This is a genomic window from Fluoribacter gormanii (genome assembly GCF_900156395.1).
Classification (GTDB): domain Bacteria; phylum Pseudomonadota; class Gammaproteobacteria; order Legionellales; family Legionellaceae; genus Legionella; species Legionella gormanii.
Genome location: NZ_FTNL01000031.1, coordinates 15559 through 32340, shown reverse-complemented (window position 1 = coordinate 32340; position 16782 = coordinate 15559). Strand labels below are relative to the sequence as shown.

The following is a 16782-nucleotide window of genomic DNA, read 5'->3' as shown; positions in this document are numbered from 1 at the left end:
TATGATTCCTTATGCATATAGATTTCCTGTTCAGTTGGACTATCTGTTGTCTTACTCTGCTATCCTTGCCGCCTGTTGCGTCACTCTCTTTTCTAGTTCCGCAATCCTAGCCAATAGTGTGCTGATGATTTGTTCGTAGTATTTCATGCAGCTATTTGATCACAACCACATAATTTTTCAAATGTTTTTTTACATGACTGTATCCGAGATACACCGCAGGAGATCCCTCACCCTCGCTGCGCTCGGGTTCGGGATGACGTGGGGAGTTACATTTAAAATATAATTGATGGGTAAATTCAACCCTATAAATCGCGAATTATCAAATCATGTCTGGAGCAGGATAATCACTTTTAAGTGTTAATAAATCACTAATATTTTTGTACTAAAATTATACTAAACAGGAATGATGTATGAGATCAAAATGGGTGAAACACTTCATAGGCTTACCAGAAGAGACGAAGGTGCAAAGGAGGCTGGCAAAAAAATTGAATCCGCTATTAATGAAATCCTAGCATTAGAGAAGGAATTTATTAGCCTCATCTGCTATAAAGCTTTTGAACAATTAAAAAAAGCTCGAAATATCGCCGAGGATAACGACTATTTGTATATTATAGAAGCGCTTACAGATGATAACTTAATTGATATTATTGATAACTTTAAAATAAAACTACCCAAAATCGATAAAGCGCTCATAAATATGGGTAAGGGGGTAAAAGAAGAGCTAGAGGATATGGTTTCAGAATTCAACCGCTTAAAAAAACAGTGGCAAACCAATACCAAAACGATTACTGAACTTAATGAACAAATAGAGACTCTACCCGCAAAGGAACCAGGAGGTTGGGCCCGTTTTTTAGCAGATAAACAACCTGGTTTAGTTAAACGTTTTTTCTTACGTTTTGTACACAAGGAATCAATCAATGAAGCAAAGCGAGAATGCACTAATTATGAGACTCGCAAGACTTTAGAGCATGACGTTTGCAAGCTCCAATCAGCCAATGAAGAGTTAAAAGAACAATCCAACGTTTATGAAAAGCAAATTGAAAACGAGAAGGCTCGTAAACAATTAATAGAGCACCAAAAGATTTTACTAGAAAAGATTGAACAATTAGAAAAAAATGCTGCTGTCTTAATACCTAAAACTAAAGAACCAAAAAATGTAGTTCAAGCGACACCGCCGCGTGATGAAGATGATGAGCTGCAGTTTACCATGGAATGGTAGCTACCGAATTCTTAAAATTCAAACTGAACTTCACCTTATTTCCTCCAGATGAAGCTCGCTATCTCTTAAAAAGTGGTACAGCTCATTTAAAATTCTGAAATTACAGAAACTCTCAAACTACCCTTATACTAGTGCTGCCAACTTGAAACTTGTTGTAAGTAATGAACGTCTCCAGAGGTGTCAAACATTCCTGCTTCCATTGACTCTTCTAAAGTGTAATCATCGTACATTTTAGCATGCTTCTCCAAGATCTCTCGTTCCGGTGTAGCACTTCCAGCGGGGGGACTTCCAGGCAATGGCTTTGGTATTGCATTAAAAAATGTGTATCGGCGATTGTAGTTAATCTGATCGGTATATACAGAGTTTTGTGTGTTTGCTGAATATCCATAGATAAGAGATTCATGATTTTTAATTGAACCATCAGGTCGCGTACTGATATCAATAATTCGTGGGTCCCAAGCATCAACCTCCCAAATTGAATAATCCTTTTCCCCTTTTAAACGAATCATAATTTCTAAATAAACATGATCACATTTGAGCGAACTCACAATACGAATGCGTGCCTTTGCACCTTTGCGAGTAATTTCTTTACCAACTTCTACCAAAAGATAATCTGCAAGCTCATGACAATTACCCAAACCAACATGTTCAATCAGATCATGTCGATACATATATTCATCTTCTGTGGTAGAAATAAGATGGGCTCGGATATTTTTAGAGATATAGTTGTTTTCTTTAATCTCACGGTGATATTTTACATATCCACTTTTTTGATTCCCGATCGTTATTTTTTTTCTAGTGTTTAAAATAGTTTCTGTACAGATGTTTACAAAATCTTCTCGTGACAATAAAGACATAATAATTTCCAATTAACTTCAAAATTCTTCAATTAGAGAAAATATTATACCCTTTAAGTGTATTTAAATTAAGCATTCAAAGTAGGTTATTTTGACTCCTCATCTCTACCGCCGTACATGTGCCATGACTTGTTCGCGGCAGATAGGCTATAAGGATGAATTGTCAACTTAAAAATTAAGCTTCTAACATCCAATTTAAGGTCTCTTCTAAAGAAAAGTGAGCAAAAGGTCCTATAATTTGTTCAAGCTTTTGGTTACATCCAACTAAATGTTTTATTTCATGACTGCGAACAAATGAGGGATTAACCCGAATTTCCGGCATATGCCCCGTTAACTTACTCAATATGGAGAGTATCTGCTGCAAAGAGTACCCTTGGCCAGTACAAATATTAACAACCTCATCGGCAACACCGCCTACCTCTATGAGTCGTCGATATGCGCGTACAACATCACGTACGTCAGAGAAATCCCGCACGATGTTTAAGTTGCCTAATTCCAAAAAATCAGCACGTTGCGAAAAATGCGTTACTAATTTTGGCACCAAAAATAGAGATGGCTGCTCCACGCCCGTATAATTAAATGGACGCACAATGGTAATAGGAAGCTCGCTCATCCAGAGTCTCGCCATGTACTCCATAGATAATTTGCTAACGGAATAATCATTGACTGGTGCGGCAGATACTGTTTCATCAATGAACTCACGGTCCGTATTTCCATAAATATTGCCGCTACTGGCCAAGAGAATGTTATGCGGACATTTTGATAATTGGGATAAAGACTCTAATAAATTCCGGGTTCCGATAATATTCGTCAGGTACATTGTTTCCGCATTATTCTGTCCTATAAAGGAAATCGCCGCTAAATGAACAACCACTTCTGGCTCAATTTCTTTAACTATCTTGCACAGCTCCTCTTTATTTAAAAGATCGCATGCAAAATAACTCACTTGCGGAATCGGATGGGACGGCAGGCGTTGGCAAAGACCGATTACGTTCATTCCAGCACGGATCAGTTCCAGAGAAAGATAATAACCGGTAAACCCTGTTGCGCCGGTAATAATAACCTTCTTCATTATAGAGCTACCCCACGCTTATTTCGTTGAAGATCCGCTTCGAACATCATTTGACATAAATGTTCTAAAGTTATTTTAGGCTCCCACCCCAGGCATTTTTTTGCTTTGGAGGCATCACCAATCAGTAAATCTACTTCTGCCGGCCGATAGAATTGAGGATTAACTTGCACTATAGTCTTTCCTGTGCGTTGATCCACAGCTATTTCATTAGAACCACTTCCCTCCCAAACAAGATCAAAACCCGCTGCTTGTGCAGCCAGGTTTACGAAATGTCGAACACTTTCAGTACGCTGAGTTGCCAATACATAGGTATCAGGTTCCTCTGCTTGCAGCATACGCCACATACCCTCTACATATTCCCTGGCAAACCCCCAATCTCGTTTCGCTTCCAGGTTTCCTATTTCTAAGACATCAAGCAGACCCAATTTGATTTTTGCAATGCCGTTGGTTATTTTTCTCGTAATAAATTCACTACCTCTCAGGGGAGATTCGTGATTAAACAGGATGCCACTACACGCAAACAGGTTGTAACTTTCACGATAATTAACAGTCATCCAATGGGCATACAATTTCGCAACCCCGTAAGGGCTACGAGGATAAAAGGGCGTTAATTCAGTTTGCGGCACAGTTTGCACTTTCCCAAACATCTCCGAAGTACTTGCCTGGTAAAAACGAATCATCGGATTCACAATACGAATTGCTTCTAAAATATTTAAAGCACCAAGTGCTGTGATTGAAGAAGTCATCATCGGTTGTTCAAAAGAAGAAGTGACGAAACTCTGTGCTGCCAAGTTATATACTTCCGTCGCCTGGCTTTTCCTAAGTAAGCCTATAATCGAACTCAAGTCAGTTAAATCAAATTCAACCAAATGCAAATTTGGATGCTTATCGATACCTAACTCTTTAATTCGCCAAAAATTAGTGGCACTAGACCGACGATAAGCACCATAGACCACGTATTTTTTTTCTAATAATAACTCAGCCAGGTACGCGCCATCTTGGCCTGTTATTCCAGTGATCATTGCGATTTTAGGAGATTTTTTTAGTTGCATTCTACCTCCGACTCTAATGCATCTTCATTCATCTCTGAACCTTGACTCCAATCAAGCTCACCAGGATCTGAGGTCAATTGTGTATACCACTGCTCCTTGAAAAGCACCTCCAGCAGTTGCTGTGTACTTTGTTCCCATGTAAGCCAGGACATATCTTCCGATAAGATGTGAGTTTTTTCTTTAAAATTATCAAGCCAAAAGAGAATAGTCTCGGCAAGATCAGCGGGATGATTGGAGTTAAAATAGGTAGCATGACTACCGGCTATTTCACGAAAGACCTTCAGATCACGTGCAATGATGGGAAGTTTATATTTCGCTGCCTCAATTAGAGGTAAACCAAATCCCTCACCTTCACTCGCAGCCAGCATACATGAGGAGGAAGCGTAAAGCCGTTCTAAAAACTCATCACTAACGTGTTCTAGCCAAAATAAATTTTTAAATAATTGCGGGTGTGTTTGCAATTTTTGGACTAGTTTTTCTACATTCCATCCCCTCTTTCCTATAATAACCAAATTAGCCCGGAGCCCTTGCGACCATAATATTTCAAATGCGTTTAGCACGTGTTTATGACCTTTTCGTGGCTCAACGGTTCCAACCATGATAAAAGTAGGGTCTTGTTCCAATTGTTGTAGAACTTCCTCCTCATTACTATTGATCCCATGCGTTGGTAACGAGTTTTCAATATCAGCACCAAGATGAAAATAGCCAACCTTGAAGGGGCGAGAGTGTTCTGATTTAAAACCATTTAAATAGTCAAACACATTATCAGCCACTGCTTGGGATATACATAATCCACCGTCAAACATTGAAACCGTGTTCATCCAGGATTGGTGCCTTTTCTCCGTTTCAGGAGTAAACATTTGCGGCATTAATATGGGTAGTAAATCATAAATAACAAAATAAATAGAAACGCCCTTGCGACGAAGATTCAGCAGATATTCTTCATGTCTGGGTACAATACCTGGGCATAAATCCAAACCTAGAAAAATATCGCCGGCAAAAGCGTCAATGGGTGTGTCTTCAAAGCCCTCAGAAGGACAAGATAATAAATTAAGCGTGAATTTACGAGCATACCGGTACGTATGACGCTCAGAAGCATAAACAGGTTCTACTCTATAACCTGATGGTGGCGCCTCCAATAATCCTTTTAAAATGCTTCGTGTCACTCGTTGAATTCCTGATTTCACATCCTCAACAATGAGCATGGATATATCAATAAAAAATTGTCGGATAGGAATGGATTTGGGAATAGACTGAGCCACATCTCTGGCTAACCGTATTAAATCGTGCGTATTTGGAGAATAAGCCTTGAGTTGAGCTACTGACTTACCTAATGAAAAAATATCAGCTGAAGCCATATCATAAATTTTTTCAATTGAATGAAAATATCTCTGTGCACAATCATAAGGAGCGTGCTGAGCTCTTATATGTTTTTGTGCCAAGTCCCCTAGTACTAATCGACGATTTTTATCATTCCAAAAAAGTTCAAGGGACTCTTTCAGTTGAATATCAGTATACTCGTCTGGTAACTTCCACACACAGTTATCTGGCAATTCGCTGAGGCTGCCATGTGCATTCACAATCGTAGGAATACCATAATTCATACAATCTAATACTGTTCCAGATGTTTCTCCCCGAGAGTTTTTTCGCAGTTGAACCGCTAGATCTGCAGCGGCTAGATACAACTGGTACGTTGGCTCATCACACCATCCAGTAATCGTTACATTTTTTCCCAAACCAGCATTAATAGTGGTTAATAACTGTTTCCCATAAGCACTTTTAGGATCATTTTGTCCTACAAAGATAAGGTTGCACTGTGTATCGCGTCCAAGCTCAGAAGCCAACCAAGCCTCTAATAATCTATTGTTTGCTTTATTAGGCCCTAATATTCCAAAACTACATACTATAAATGCATCAGGGTTAAGACCTAATTGTTGGCGCGCCGTAATTTTATCAATTATTTCAACCGGTTTTCTTAAATGAGGAATAACAGCCCATTCCCTTGCGGCATTGACTCCATAAAAATGATCGGCTAAATACCGCGAGAACTCTGAATGGACAATAACGCCTCTGGCTGCTTGTAGAATTCGCAAATTACATGGATATTTAGACAGCGCTTTATCATGATCATTCGTGTTATCCAGACATCCTTTATATCCATGCGAATAATATAACTCTAAATTAAATAAATTTTTTGATGTCCCATGAAAAGCCATATGGTCAATAATTCCGGAGAGGAAAAAATCATGTAGCACAATTACACCAGGTATTTGTTTACATAACTCAAACATATGTTGATGGAACACCGAATTACCAAAATGGTAAATCACCCGATCGTAGTAGTTGACTCCATTGTTTTGAAACCATTCAAGCGAGCGAACAGGATGATTGGCAGTAATCCATGAATCATAAACTTCATCTTGTGCTACAACGACTTCGATTTCATAAAATCGACTCAGCGAAGGTAATAGTTCAGCACTGTAGTAACTTATCCCGCTACATTCCGGAGGAAGAGGTGAAACATAAGCCAACTTGAGTCGTTTGCTCGTACTCAGTAAAGTTCTGCCTTGTTTTTTTCGTTCACTATCCCAAGCGACCAATGCATTTATTGCCTTACGAGCACTGATATCCCAAGAGAATAATTTAGCCTGCTCAAGTGAGAAATGCTTTAGTTCATTCCGAAAATCATCGTCCATTAATACCTTGAAGAGCATTTTTGTTATTGACTCATCATTGCGGGGGTCAAATAGATTATCCTCTCTGCCAATGACTTCAGGGATACTGCTCTTATTCGATCCAATTACTGCTTGACCACACGACATTGCTTCAAGAATAGGCAAACCAAATCCCTCATGCAAAGAAGGAAATACAAAAATTTTGCATAAATTATACAAACCCAGCAGATCAACGCTTGGTATAAATCCGGGAAGTATTAATTCGTGAGCCGCCAAACCACGTGAGGCCGCCAACGAAAGAAGTTTTTTCTTTTCGGTTCGTGTTATAGAACACACGATCACCAATTGATGCTGATTACGAACCTCGAGTGGTAATTTCGCATAGGCGCGAATTAATCCATCAATGTTCTTGCGAAAATCAATTCCGCCAGTATATAAAACAAATGGATGGGTTAATCCATATCGTTTCCTTAAACTCTCTGCATTATTTACTTTTATGGGTTTAAAATAGTCATCCACAGCGGAAGAAATATTAACAATTTTGTCTTCTGGAAAACTTAAATATTTTAACGCTTCCTGCCTTGAGTGCTCTGAGTTAGATAACAGTAAGTCAGCTTGCCCCAAAGACTCAAGCTTTTTAAAGTACCACTTTTTTGTTTTTGAATCGTGTAGGTAATGTTCCGAGTACACCAGGGGAATTAAATCATGCATCACGACAGCTACAGGTATTGTTTTACTTAGTCTACCGATACTCGTGGCGACACCACCTCCATTTGAACCTTCGAAAAAACTGCCGACAAGTACTATATCGGGCTTTAAATGAGCAAGAAATGCTTCATGTATCAGTTCAGCTGTTTGATGAGACCAATCATTTTCATTTGCACTGTACCACACACGAATATGCTCCTGTGGCAGTATTCCATCAAATGCAGCTCGTATCGGTTCAATACTTTCGGGAAACAACCCATTAAGAGCAATAAAAATTTCGTGCTCTCCACGATTTCTGGCAATCGCCAAGGCGAGGGAAAGTACATAACGGCCAATACCACGAAAACGAGTATTGGGTGTTTGAGCGCCTTGAAGATCCAAGACAATACGCATAAAACAACTCCTTCAATGCTATCCAAATGGATTTTTAATTCAAAAATAAATTAGAAAACTCGAGTACAGATTGGTTTGCTCAATTTAATATGTCGTCACTATCTACTTATAAATTTGCGTTGAACCAGACCTGAATCCCATCTAAGGTTGCCATACCCGTTAGATTAGAAAGTTTTGGATTGAAATCAAATTTACACGGTTTTTCATGAAGTAAAGTCCACTTATTTTGGATAAGCAGCTCCAATAGCTCACCTTCGATTTTCCGACTATGGGTTGCTATAAGCATAAAACGAACTTTTTTATTGATTGATTCGATTGAATGTTTTAGTGATTTAAATTCACTACCTTGAATATCCATATGGACATAATCAACATGGTTAAAATCATGTAATATATCTTCTATCGTATAGGATGGAACCCGACTCTTGGCGAGCTCATATCCACGGTAATCCATTGCAGATGAATCATTCGAAACCGCCCCACCCCAATCACCAATTCCACTGGCTCCATAGAATAAAGGCCCATTACTCTCAGTAATTCCACCATAAATGCAACGCGTCGTGATCTGGTTTTCAGTTTTAATTTCATCATGTTCCGATATAGGAAGCCCATTTTTAATAAAATGGGCTCTCATTAGAGCAATGCGTTCTTTATCTGCCTCCACGCCGACAAGAGTAATGTCATTTATTCCATTTTGTTGGGCAATTTTTGCGGCAAATACCAACCAAGGACCATAGCCTGCGCCCAATTCGATGCATACAAATCGATTTCTAGCAGTTTCTACTGCCTTGATGGCGCCGATATATTCAAGTGCCTCAGCATGAAGTGTATCGCAAGGAAAAGGGAGCCTACCGATAGATTGGTCATGATGTGTATTGTAAATAGAAAAAAAAGATAAATCGGTTTTAATGCCAAAATAGTCTGTATAAAATCCATTTTCCACTTCTGATTGTGTCTGATATTTTTCAAGTCGTTCTAAATCCTCGAATGTATACCCCAAATAAATCTGATTTTCTGTCAAGTCCGTTTTCCAACAGGAGGTATTTTCTAACATAGTGCAATCCTTTATTAACATCTGGTTCAAATGGTGTGGCAAAGTTAATCTTTTGATGCTTATTTTTAGCAAGCACCAACGTCAATACATTTTTTAAATTGATAAAAAACATGACGCTCATGTTCCGATAAATGATCTAATTCAAACTCCACTTTACTCGTATTATCTGGGGATAATGTCTGTTGCTTGATTTTACTATTTTTCTTTTCATAAACTGTTCTAAAATACAGACTAATCACAGGCCAGTTCCTCCTTCTATAAAGGAACCAAGCCTTATTGAATCCCTTGACCCGAGTTTTTTTACTTCGTCCTTCAGGAGAGTTTATTAAGTCTCTTAATATCAATATTTTATCGCGCCCTACAGCGAGTTGTTCAAGAAAATACTGCATCCCTTCCGGATCAGGTTCTCTGTTCAATCCATAAAGATAAGCATGGTAAATAAAATCCTCTCCTTGGCGACACAAAAGCGATTTGATGTGAGTTGGATTTTTTGTTGAAACTTGAGCTATATGATTTTGCTGCGAAGTCTGAATATGTGTTTGTTCTTTTCTACGACGTTCTTTTTCCTCAATAAGCTCTTCATTTAAGGAGTCTAATTTTTGGCTGGCACTATTTAATTCATTTTGTAATTTTTGAATATGTGCTTGTTCTTTTCTACGCTGTTCTTTTTCCTCTATAAGCTCATCACTTAAGGAATCTAATTTTTGGTTGGCACTATTTAATTCATTTTGTAATTTTTGAAAATGTACTTGTTCTTTTCTACAATGTTCTTTTTCCTCAATAAGCTCTTCATTTACAGAAGCTAATTTTTGGTTGGCACTATTTAATTCATTTTGTAAATTTTGAGCATGTTCCTGTTCTTTTCTACGAAACTCTTTCTCTGCTATAAGCCCATCACTCAGGGCGCCTAATTTTTGGTTGGCACTATTTAATTCCCACTGTAAATTCTGAGCACGTACTTGTTCTTCTCTATGATGTTCTTTGGTTACGATAAGATCTTCGCTTAAAGAACCTAATTTTTGATTAGCGCTATTTAATTCGTGTTGCAAATTTTGAACGAATACTTGATGGTGCGCTAGGTATTCTTTTTGTAACCCTAACTCCTGGACTAAAGCATCCTTTTCTTGTTGTAAACTTTGAATATGGTTTTGTTGCTGTGCATTATATTCTTTTGCTAAATTAAGTTCGCTTGCTGTTTGCTCCAACACGGTATTAATTTTTACTGTATAAGCAGACACTAATTCGTGACAAAGCGATGAACTCTCCGTCAGCTGCCATTGATCAAATATATTAGGGGGGCTAATAAAAGCATCCATGAGTTCTGGGTGTTCTTTGGCAACATAAAAACGGTTGAGTCCATCAAAATAAACAAATAGGTAGTCGGCTGCAATAAGCAATGGCTCCCATTGCGCATAATTGATTTTAGATGAATGGGGAACTGTCGCTTCAATTACTATTATCCAGGGACGTAAGCTCGTATAATCCCAACCACTCAGAACCTGTTTTTCAAATCCTTCAACATCAATTTTCATCCAATGAACATCATTCTCAACTAAAGTACTCATAGCTGATTGCAATGTGAGTGTAGGCACTTGCGCCTTCTGAGAGTGAAATCCCAGTTCATTGAGATGAGACTCTGCTATGCGGTCGACGGCGGTACTTAAGCCTGTTCCGGGAATAATATTAAAATCAAGTAATCCATTATGATCAGATAATGCTATTTGCAAAACTGTTTCGTCAGGTCGCGCGTTTCGCAAAAGCTCAACAAACTCAGGAACCGGTTCAATGTGAATCCCACGCCATCCCTTATCGTAAAACGCTTTACTAACAGAATCTATGACTGGATGCTGAGCACCAATATCAATATAAAATCCGTTCTGTACATGCTTTAGTGCTCGCCACAACATGACGTCTTCAAAATTTTGTGCGAAAGACACGAAGCTCATAAAAATCCTTATTCAATGCCAAGCAGTTAAATTGACCTCTTACACTTATACATATACGCCGTTTAAAGGGGCTCGAAGGTATAAGTCTTGTCCTGTTTTTGTGAATCCATTATACTTTTTCAATTATAAATAACAATTGTTTTAGCTCAAAGATAGACTCTATCCCAATTCGATTTTCTCTATTTATCATTCAGAAAATGCCATTAAATAAATAGGATTTTTTATGTCGCTGGAAAAGGATTCCTTACTCAAAATACAAGCTCGGGTAATAGGCGCGCTGCTTATGCGAGAAATCTTGATTCGCTATGGCCGACACAATATTGGTTTTTTATGGATCATCGTAGAGCCCATGCTATTCACCTTGGGAGTAACTACATTATGGACATTAACGAGGCTCACCCACGGCTCCAGTTTACCCATTACGGCCTTCGCGCTCACCGGGTATTCATCGGTTCTTGTATGGCGAAATACAGTAACTCGGTGTACCATGGCGGTACGAGCAAATCGCAGTTTGTTGCATCACCGATACATCGAAGTACTGCACTTGTTTTTAGCACGCATAACCCTTGAAATTAGTAGCGTAACGATGTCCTTTTTGATTTTATCAATAACATTTATCAGCATGGGTTTAATGGATTTTCCAGATAATATTTTAACAATTTTATTCGGTTGGTTGTTGCTTATATGGTTTGCCGTTGCCCTGGCATTGATGATTGGTGCGATTAGCGAACACTTTGAAACGGTTGAGCGATTATGGCATACCGTAGCGTACTTACTTTTTCCGATGTCTGGTGCAGCATTCATGGTTGACTGGCTGCCCCAAAAAGTACAGGAAATTGTTTTATGGTTACCGATGATTCATGGGGTTGAATTAGTACGGGAGGGATTTTTTGGATCCACGGTACATACTCATTATTCTATTCAATATATGTCTTCTTTTTGCCTGGTTTTAAGTCTATTGAGCCTAGCTATGGTAAAAGAAACAAGTAGACGTGTGGGATCAGAATGATTCATATAGAAAATCTCAGCAAGGTTTATCCTATTCGCCAGGGTGTGCGTACTGTTCTTGATAAAATTAATTTAACTATTGATCGAGGTCAAAAAATAGGAATTTTAGGACGCAATGGCTCCGGGAAATCAACCTTGATCCGCCTCATTAGTGGAGCCGAACATCCAAGTTCAGGGAAAATACATCGAGGCATGAGCATTTCATGGCCACTCGCCTTGGGTGATGCATTTCAAGGCAATCAGACCGGACTCGATTGCCTTCGATTTATATGCAGAATTTATGGCATTAAAAAAGAGCTCATGAACGATAAAATCGAGTTTGTAAATGATTTTGCCGAGCTTGGCACCTATTTTCATGAACCCATCAAATCCTATTCATCTGGAATGAGGGCGCGTTTGAGTTTCGCAATTTCAATGGCGGTAGAATTTGATTGTTTCTTAATTGATGAAGTGATTGCTGTAGGTGATGATCGGTTTCACAAAAAGTGTTATGAAGAATTATTTGAAAAAAGAAAAGATCGAGCGCTTGTTATTGTGTCTCATGATCCAACTTATATACAAACACATTGTGAATCAGCAGCAGTCCTCAGCAAAGGCCGACTCTATTCCTTCGATAAAATAAATGATGCGTACGATTTTTATCAATCAACACGAATCAATGCACCAACCAGAGAGCATGTCATTGCTGGCTATCGCTTTATACTCGGGCGCGAGCCAGAAAATGAATTTACGATTCAATACCAACTCTCAGCCTGTGACACTGTAGAAAAATTAAGGAAATGTTTATTTTCTTCTGAGGAATTTAAAAATCAATTGTATCACGATAAGTTCAATGTGTTTTCGGACACACTGCGCACCATCCCCCCTCAAGAAGAGGATATTACGCTTGCATATAACCTGATTCTTGCACGCGATCCCGAACCCGATGAGCTGAATAAAATCAAAAAATCATCTGGGTCATTTGAGCGACTACGATCTCGTCTCCTGGAATCCAAAGAATTTCAGCTCAAGTTTAAAAGACTGCTCTTTTAAGAGGCCGCTATTGTGGTTGCATATAAAAATGGATTCAGTGGTGCTGTAGCCGTCGCTAATACTCCAAGGAATTTTTGCAGTTCCGCAACCGGAGCATTGGATACATACAGAATATCATGATCCTTGATCGGGAAACTTTGAGCCACAAAAAAACTACGAGGATTTTTTAAATCCAGCCTATAAATAACCGGTACTTTTCCATCTGGAGTAATGAATCCAGGTTTTCGTGGCCAATGAATCGCCGAAGCTTGTTCAAAACGAAAAATGAACACACCGCTGATGTCTGCGCGGTGATCCTGAAGACCGCCGGAGCGTCCCAAAGCTTGAGCTAAATTAATTCCTTGAGCCTCAAAATTAATTTCTTCACTTTTTCCTGTTGCACCTAATACAGTAAAGCTTTTAGATTGAAATAAGGCGGTAATTACATCACCTGCCTGCAATACAATATTTTGTTTGGGATCACGAATAATAATATCCAGTGGTAAGGAATGTACTTTTTGTCCCCGGGTTACTTGAATCATGGTTTTATTCACTGGGGGCTTGACACCTTTTGCGGCAGCTAATGCATCCAGTAATCGCTCTTTACTGGGTGTTAATGGCAAGCGCAAACTCGAAACAACTTCCCCCACAATGGTCACCGCAGAAGTAGTATTTTTAGCGAGGCGAACTAACACTTGAGGCTTATTTGCCTTGCCTTGTAATGCCCGTGTTATTTTGTCCTGAATTTGTTGTACATTAAGCCCTGCGACATGAATCTTGCCGGCAAAAGGAAAACTGATTGTCCCCTCTTGAGAAATCACTTGCGATGGCAATGAGTTCATAGGATTTGATGTCTTCCCGGAAAGACCAACAATTGTAGGAGTAGTAAACAATGTTGCAGGGGGGATTTCCCAGATTGAAAAATCGAGCACATCTCCAGGCCCCACACTATAGCGATTTGAGCGATTCTGTTTAAATGCATCAGAAAATAAATAATTTTTATTGTCTCGTGCTAATTGATGAGCAATGTCTGGGGTTATATCTAGCAACTGAACATCGCTATTTACTGGTTCAGCCGCTTGCCTGACTACTCTTGCACTGGGTCCACTCGACATCATGGTGCAACCTGAAGAGATGATTGAGAGAACAACTACCGCCAAGTAAGAAGGTTTAATTTTATATTTATTAATACTGCAATACATACATTCATAATCCTAACAATTAAATTTATTCCAGATGCTCTTTAACATTTGCAATCAGAAGGGATATAATCCCCCAAGAAATAAGTCCCAAGATGAATATCGAAAAAATATTCCTGATACGATAAGGTTCAAATGAATTATCAGGTTCATTAGGATGAGCAATCATCTCTAAATATAATTGCTTGCGTTGCGCTTCGATTTGCGCTTTTTTTAATGAGGATAAAGCAAATACAAGCTGTTTGTAGGCAAATTTTTTATCTAAAACCAATCGTTCATAGCGGCGCACTTTATTCGTGAGCGAAGTCAGATTTCCAGTAACCTTGTTTTTTTCAGTGTTGATTGATAATCGTAGCGTTTCAATATTTTTGCGCAGTGAAGAAATGTGGGGGTTATGCGGTGCCAAACTCTGAATTTGGGATAATTGCCCTTTTGCGGCAATCAATTCGGCCTCCATCTTTGATACATTCTGAAGCCTCATCGCAGATTCACGATTAGGATCAAAAACACCTTTCAAACCTCTATAGTCCGACAAAGCAAGACTGGCTTCTTTTGCTTTTTGAATTGCTAAATCCACTTCCGCTTTTGCAAAATCAACATAATCCTTTCTTGATTGGATATTAAACCGATTAATAAATTGTTCGGCCAATGCCAGCAAATATTGATTGATTTGATATGCATCCTTGGCAGTAAACGCGCGAACTTGCAAGGTCGAAATGGAAGAGGAGGAATCAATGACAATATGGATTCGATTTTTATAATAACGATAAAGTGATTCAAAACTGGAATCCAATCCGAGTAATGCAAAACGATGAAACAAATCAATATTTTTATCGCTATAAAGGGTTTTCAAATTAAGTCGTTTGTTCAGCTCAGACAAGGCATCACGAGACAATATATAATCATGAATACTATAATCAGCATCTTCTGCCTTGGACAGATGGGTAGAAGACAGTAAAGCAGATAAACCCGAATTGATTGGAGGTTGCCCTGCTCTGCGCACAATAAAACGCGACTCAGACACATACACATCTGAAGCAAGGAAGCCAAAATAAAAAATAGCCAATAACGTAGGAATAATGACTGTGAGTATGAATAACTTATTTATTTTGTTTAAAAAAAGGGAAGCGCTTTGAAAAGATGATTTCCAGGGTAATCCATTGACAGATAATAATCGATTAAATTGCTTCAAACTAACTCCTTTTAGTTAGGCTCGATTCCAGAAAAAAACTGTTTAAATTATAATTGGGACATTCTACTGTCCTTGGCTAAAAATAACAATGACAGACCATAAGTGCACGCCACACTAGCTCTGCTTATTATCAACTTTTAAAAAAAATGCATTAGATTTTTGAACAATCAATCCAGCAAACGAGGCATCTTTTTTAAACCTTTTATAAAAACTGCCATTTAATTGAGTTTTTGTAATTATAAAATTAAGAAATTTTTTGTATAAATCACGATCCACAGCCGTATGCGATGCTGATATCCAAAAATCATCAAGTGTACCTTGATAGGTAAGTCCTGGAATATTGTAAAAACAATTACCACACACAAAGGTAGGTACATTATGGTGTAACGCAGAAATGCCAACCGAACTATTAATAACTACGACTCCAAGCGCATTCTCGAGTAATGAAGGTAAGTGCTGATCATGAATGTACATCACGCGTTCTTTTATTTGCGCTTTAATTGCCAAACGCCTGATTACATCGGTGTAATTTACATATCCTCTGTCCATAGGATGATGTTTAAATACGAGAAAGGTATCGTTCATTGATGCCTGGGCAAAAGAATCGATAATATGCTCTATAAATTGTTCAACTTCTTTGAACCCCGAGTGAGTGGTTACCTGGTAATCAGAAAACACTTGCAACGGAACTAAAAAATAGCGCTTCCGTAATCCCCCCAGTAACTGTTGTTCAATATCCGCTTCGCGCCATTTATACCAATACTTTCTCCACGCAGAACGCAGCCACACCCCCGCCTCTAAAATTGTAAGCGGTCTATGGTGAATATTATTTTTAAAAAGAAACTTTCCTATCCCCCCTACAGTAAAATAGCAGAATCCATACCAAACCATCTGCCAGTATGCGCGTCCTATTTGTTGTTCCTGATATTGAAACTCTTGGTATCGCTCCTCAGTTGAATGAAAATGGGTAATCGCATGAGAATTTGCATTCACCCCCATATACTCCAGAGTAACAAAATTAGGTCTAATATAACCCTCTTCAAAAACTGCAACTTCTATCCCATGTCGTGCTGCGATTTCTGTCGCTATACGATGAATAGGGCGACAATCCCCATATTGAAAAATAATATCGATATCAAAACGTTGTAAAAAATCTTCCAGCCATAAAGGCCATTCTTCGATACTTTGCCTATAGGTCACTGCTCCAAACAAGAAAAACAAGCAATCACCAGCATTGAAATTAATTTTATATACTCGGGCTCCTTGCGCTTTCAAGCTTGCGGCCAAATGAGCAAAAAAAGGTCCTACTGGTCCTTGAAGTAATAAGATGTTCTTACCTTGAAAAATAGAGTTACAACGGTTCTCATACATATTTGGTTTTCCCTAATACAAGAAC

General features: G+C 38.6%; 12 protein-coding genes. 3 read left to right on the top strand and 9 right to left on the bottom strand.

Annotated features, from left to right (window positions below; translation table 11 throughout):
• Window positions 1-421: 421 nt before the first annotated feature.
• A complete protein-coding gene (locus tag BW930_RS15335; protein WP_058469426.1) occupies window positions 422-1219 on the top strand; it encodes a hypothetical protein in 798 nt (265 codons plus the stop codon).
• Window positions 1220-1347: 128 nt separating this feature from the next.
• On the opposite strand, the gene BW930_RS15330 is transcribed toward BW930_RS15335, so the two are convergent.
• From BW930_RS15330 to BW930_RS15305, 6 genes are all read right to left on the bottom strand, one after another.
• A complete protein-coding gene (locus BW930_RS15330; protein WP_058469425.1) occupies window positions 1348-2076 on the bottom strand; it encodes a hypothetical protein in 729 nt (242 codons plus the stop codon).
• 175 nt (window positions 2077-2251) lie between these two features.
• Window positions 2252-3148 (bottom strand): GDP-mannose 4,6-dehydratase, encoded by an 897-nt coding sequence (locus tag BW930_RS15325; RefSeq protein ID WP_058469424.1) that lies wholly within the window; start codon window positions 3146-3148, stop codon window positions 2252-2254.
• Window positions 3148-4200, bottom strand: coding sequence for a GDP-mannose 4,6-dehydratase (gmd, locus tag BW930_RS15320; protein ID WP_058469423.1), 1053 nt, complete (start codon window positions 4198-4200; stop codon window positions 3148-3150). The genes BW930_RS15325 and gmd overlap by 1 nt, the downstream gene beginning before the upstream one ends.
• Window positions 4191-7976 (bottom strand): glycosyltransferase, encoded by a 3786-nt coding sequence (locus BW930_RS15315; RefSeq protein WP_064276615.1) that lies wholly within the window; start codon window positions 7974-7976, stop codon window positions 4191-4193. Before BW930_RS15315 ends, gmd begins: the two co-directional genes overlap by 10 nt.
• Before the next feature lie 106 nt (window positions 7977-8082).
• Complete coding sequence (locus BW930_RS15310) at window positions 8083-9030, bottom strand: FkbM family methyltransferase (protein WP_058469422.1); 948 nt, start codon at window positions 9028-9030, stop codon at window positions 8083-8085.
• A 65-nt stretch (window positions 9031-9095) separates the two neighbouring features.
• Complete coding sequence (locus tag BW930_RS15305) at window positions 9096-10976, bottom strand: FkbM family methyltransferase (RefSeq protein ID WP_058469421.1); 1881 nt, start codon at window positions 10974-10976, stop codon at window positions 9096-9098.
• A 223-nt stretch (window positions 10977-11199) separates the two neighbouring features.
• Between BW930_RS15305 and BW930_RS15300 the strand changes: the two genes are divergently transcribed.
• A complete protein-coding gene (locus BW930_RS15300) occupies window positions 11200-11985 on the top strand; it encodes an ABC transporter permease (protein ID WP_058469420.1) in 786 nt (261 codons plus the stop codon).
• Window positions 11982-13016: an ABC transporter ATP-binding protein gene (locus BW930_RS15295; protein WP_064276613.1), complete on the top strand. Its 1035-nt coding sequence runs from the start codon at window positions 11982-11984 to the stop codon at window positions 13014-13016. The genes BW930_RS15300 and BW930_RS15295 overlap by 4 nt, the downstream gene beginning before the upstream one ends.
• On the opposite strand, the gene BW930_RS15290 is transcribed toward BW930_RS15295, so the two are convergent.
• From BW930_RS15290 to BW930_RS15280, 3 genes are all read right to left on the bottom strand, one after another.
• The gene (locus BW930_RS15290; RefSeq protein ID WP_115266240.1) at window positions 13013-14197 is read right to left on the bottom strand and encodes a polysaccharide biosynthesis/export family protein; all 1185 of its coding nucleotides are present in this window, start codon (window positions 14195-14197) and stop codon (window positions 13013-13015) included. The two genes, BW930_RS15295 and BW930_RS15290, sit on opposite strands and share 4 nt — an antisense overlap.
• A gap of 25 nt (window positions 14198-14222) precedes the next feature.
• Window positions 14223-15386, bottom strand: a complete 1164-nt coding sequence (locus BW930_RS15285) for a KpsE/RkpR family capsule polysaccharide export protein (protein WP_064276611.1) — start codon at window positions 15384-15386, stop codon at window positions 14223-14225.
• Window positions 15387-15500: 114 nt separating this feature from the next.
• The gene (locus BW930_RS15280; protein ID WP_064276609.1) at window positions 15501-16757 is read right to left on the bottom strand and encodes a capsule polysaccharide biogenesis protein; all 1257 of its coding nucleotides are present in this window, start codon (window positions 16755-16757) and stop codon (window positions 15501-15503) included.
• Window positions 16758-16782: the final 25 nt, after the last annotated feature.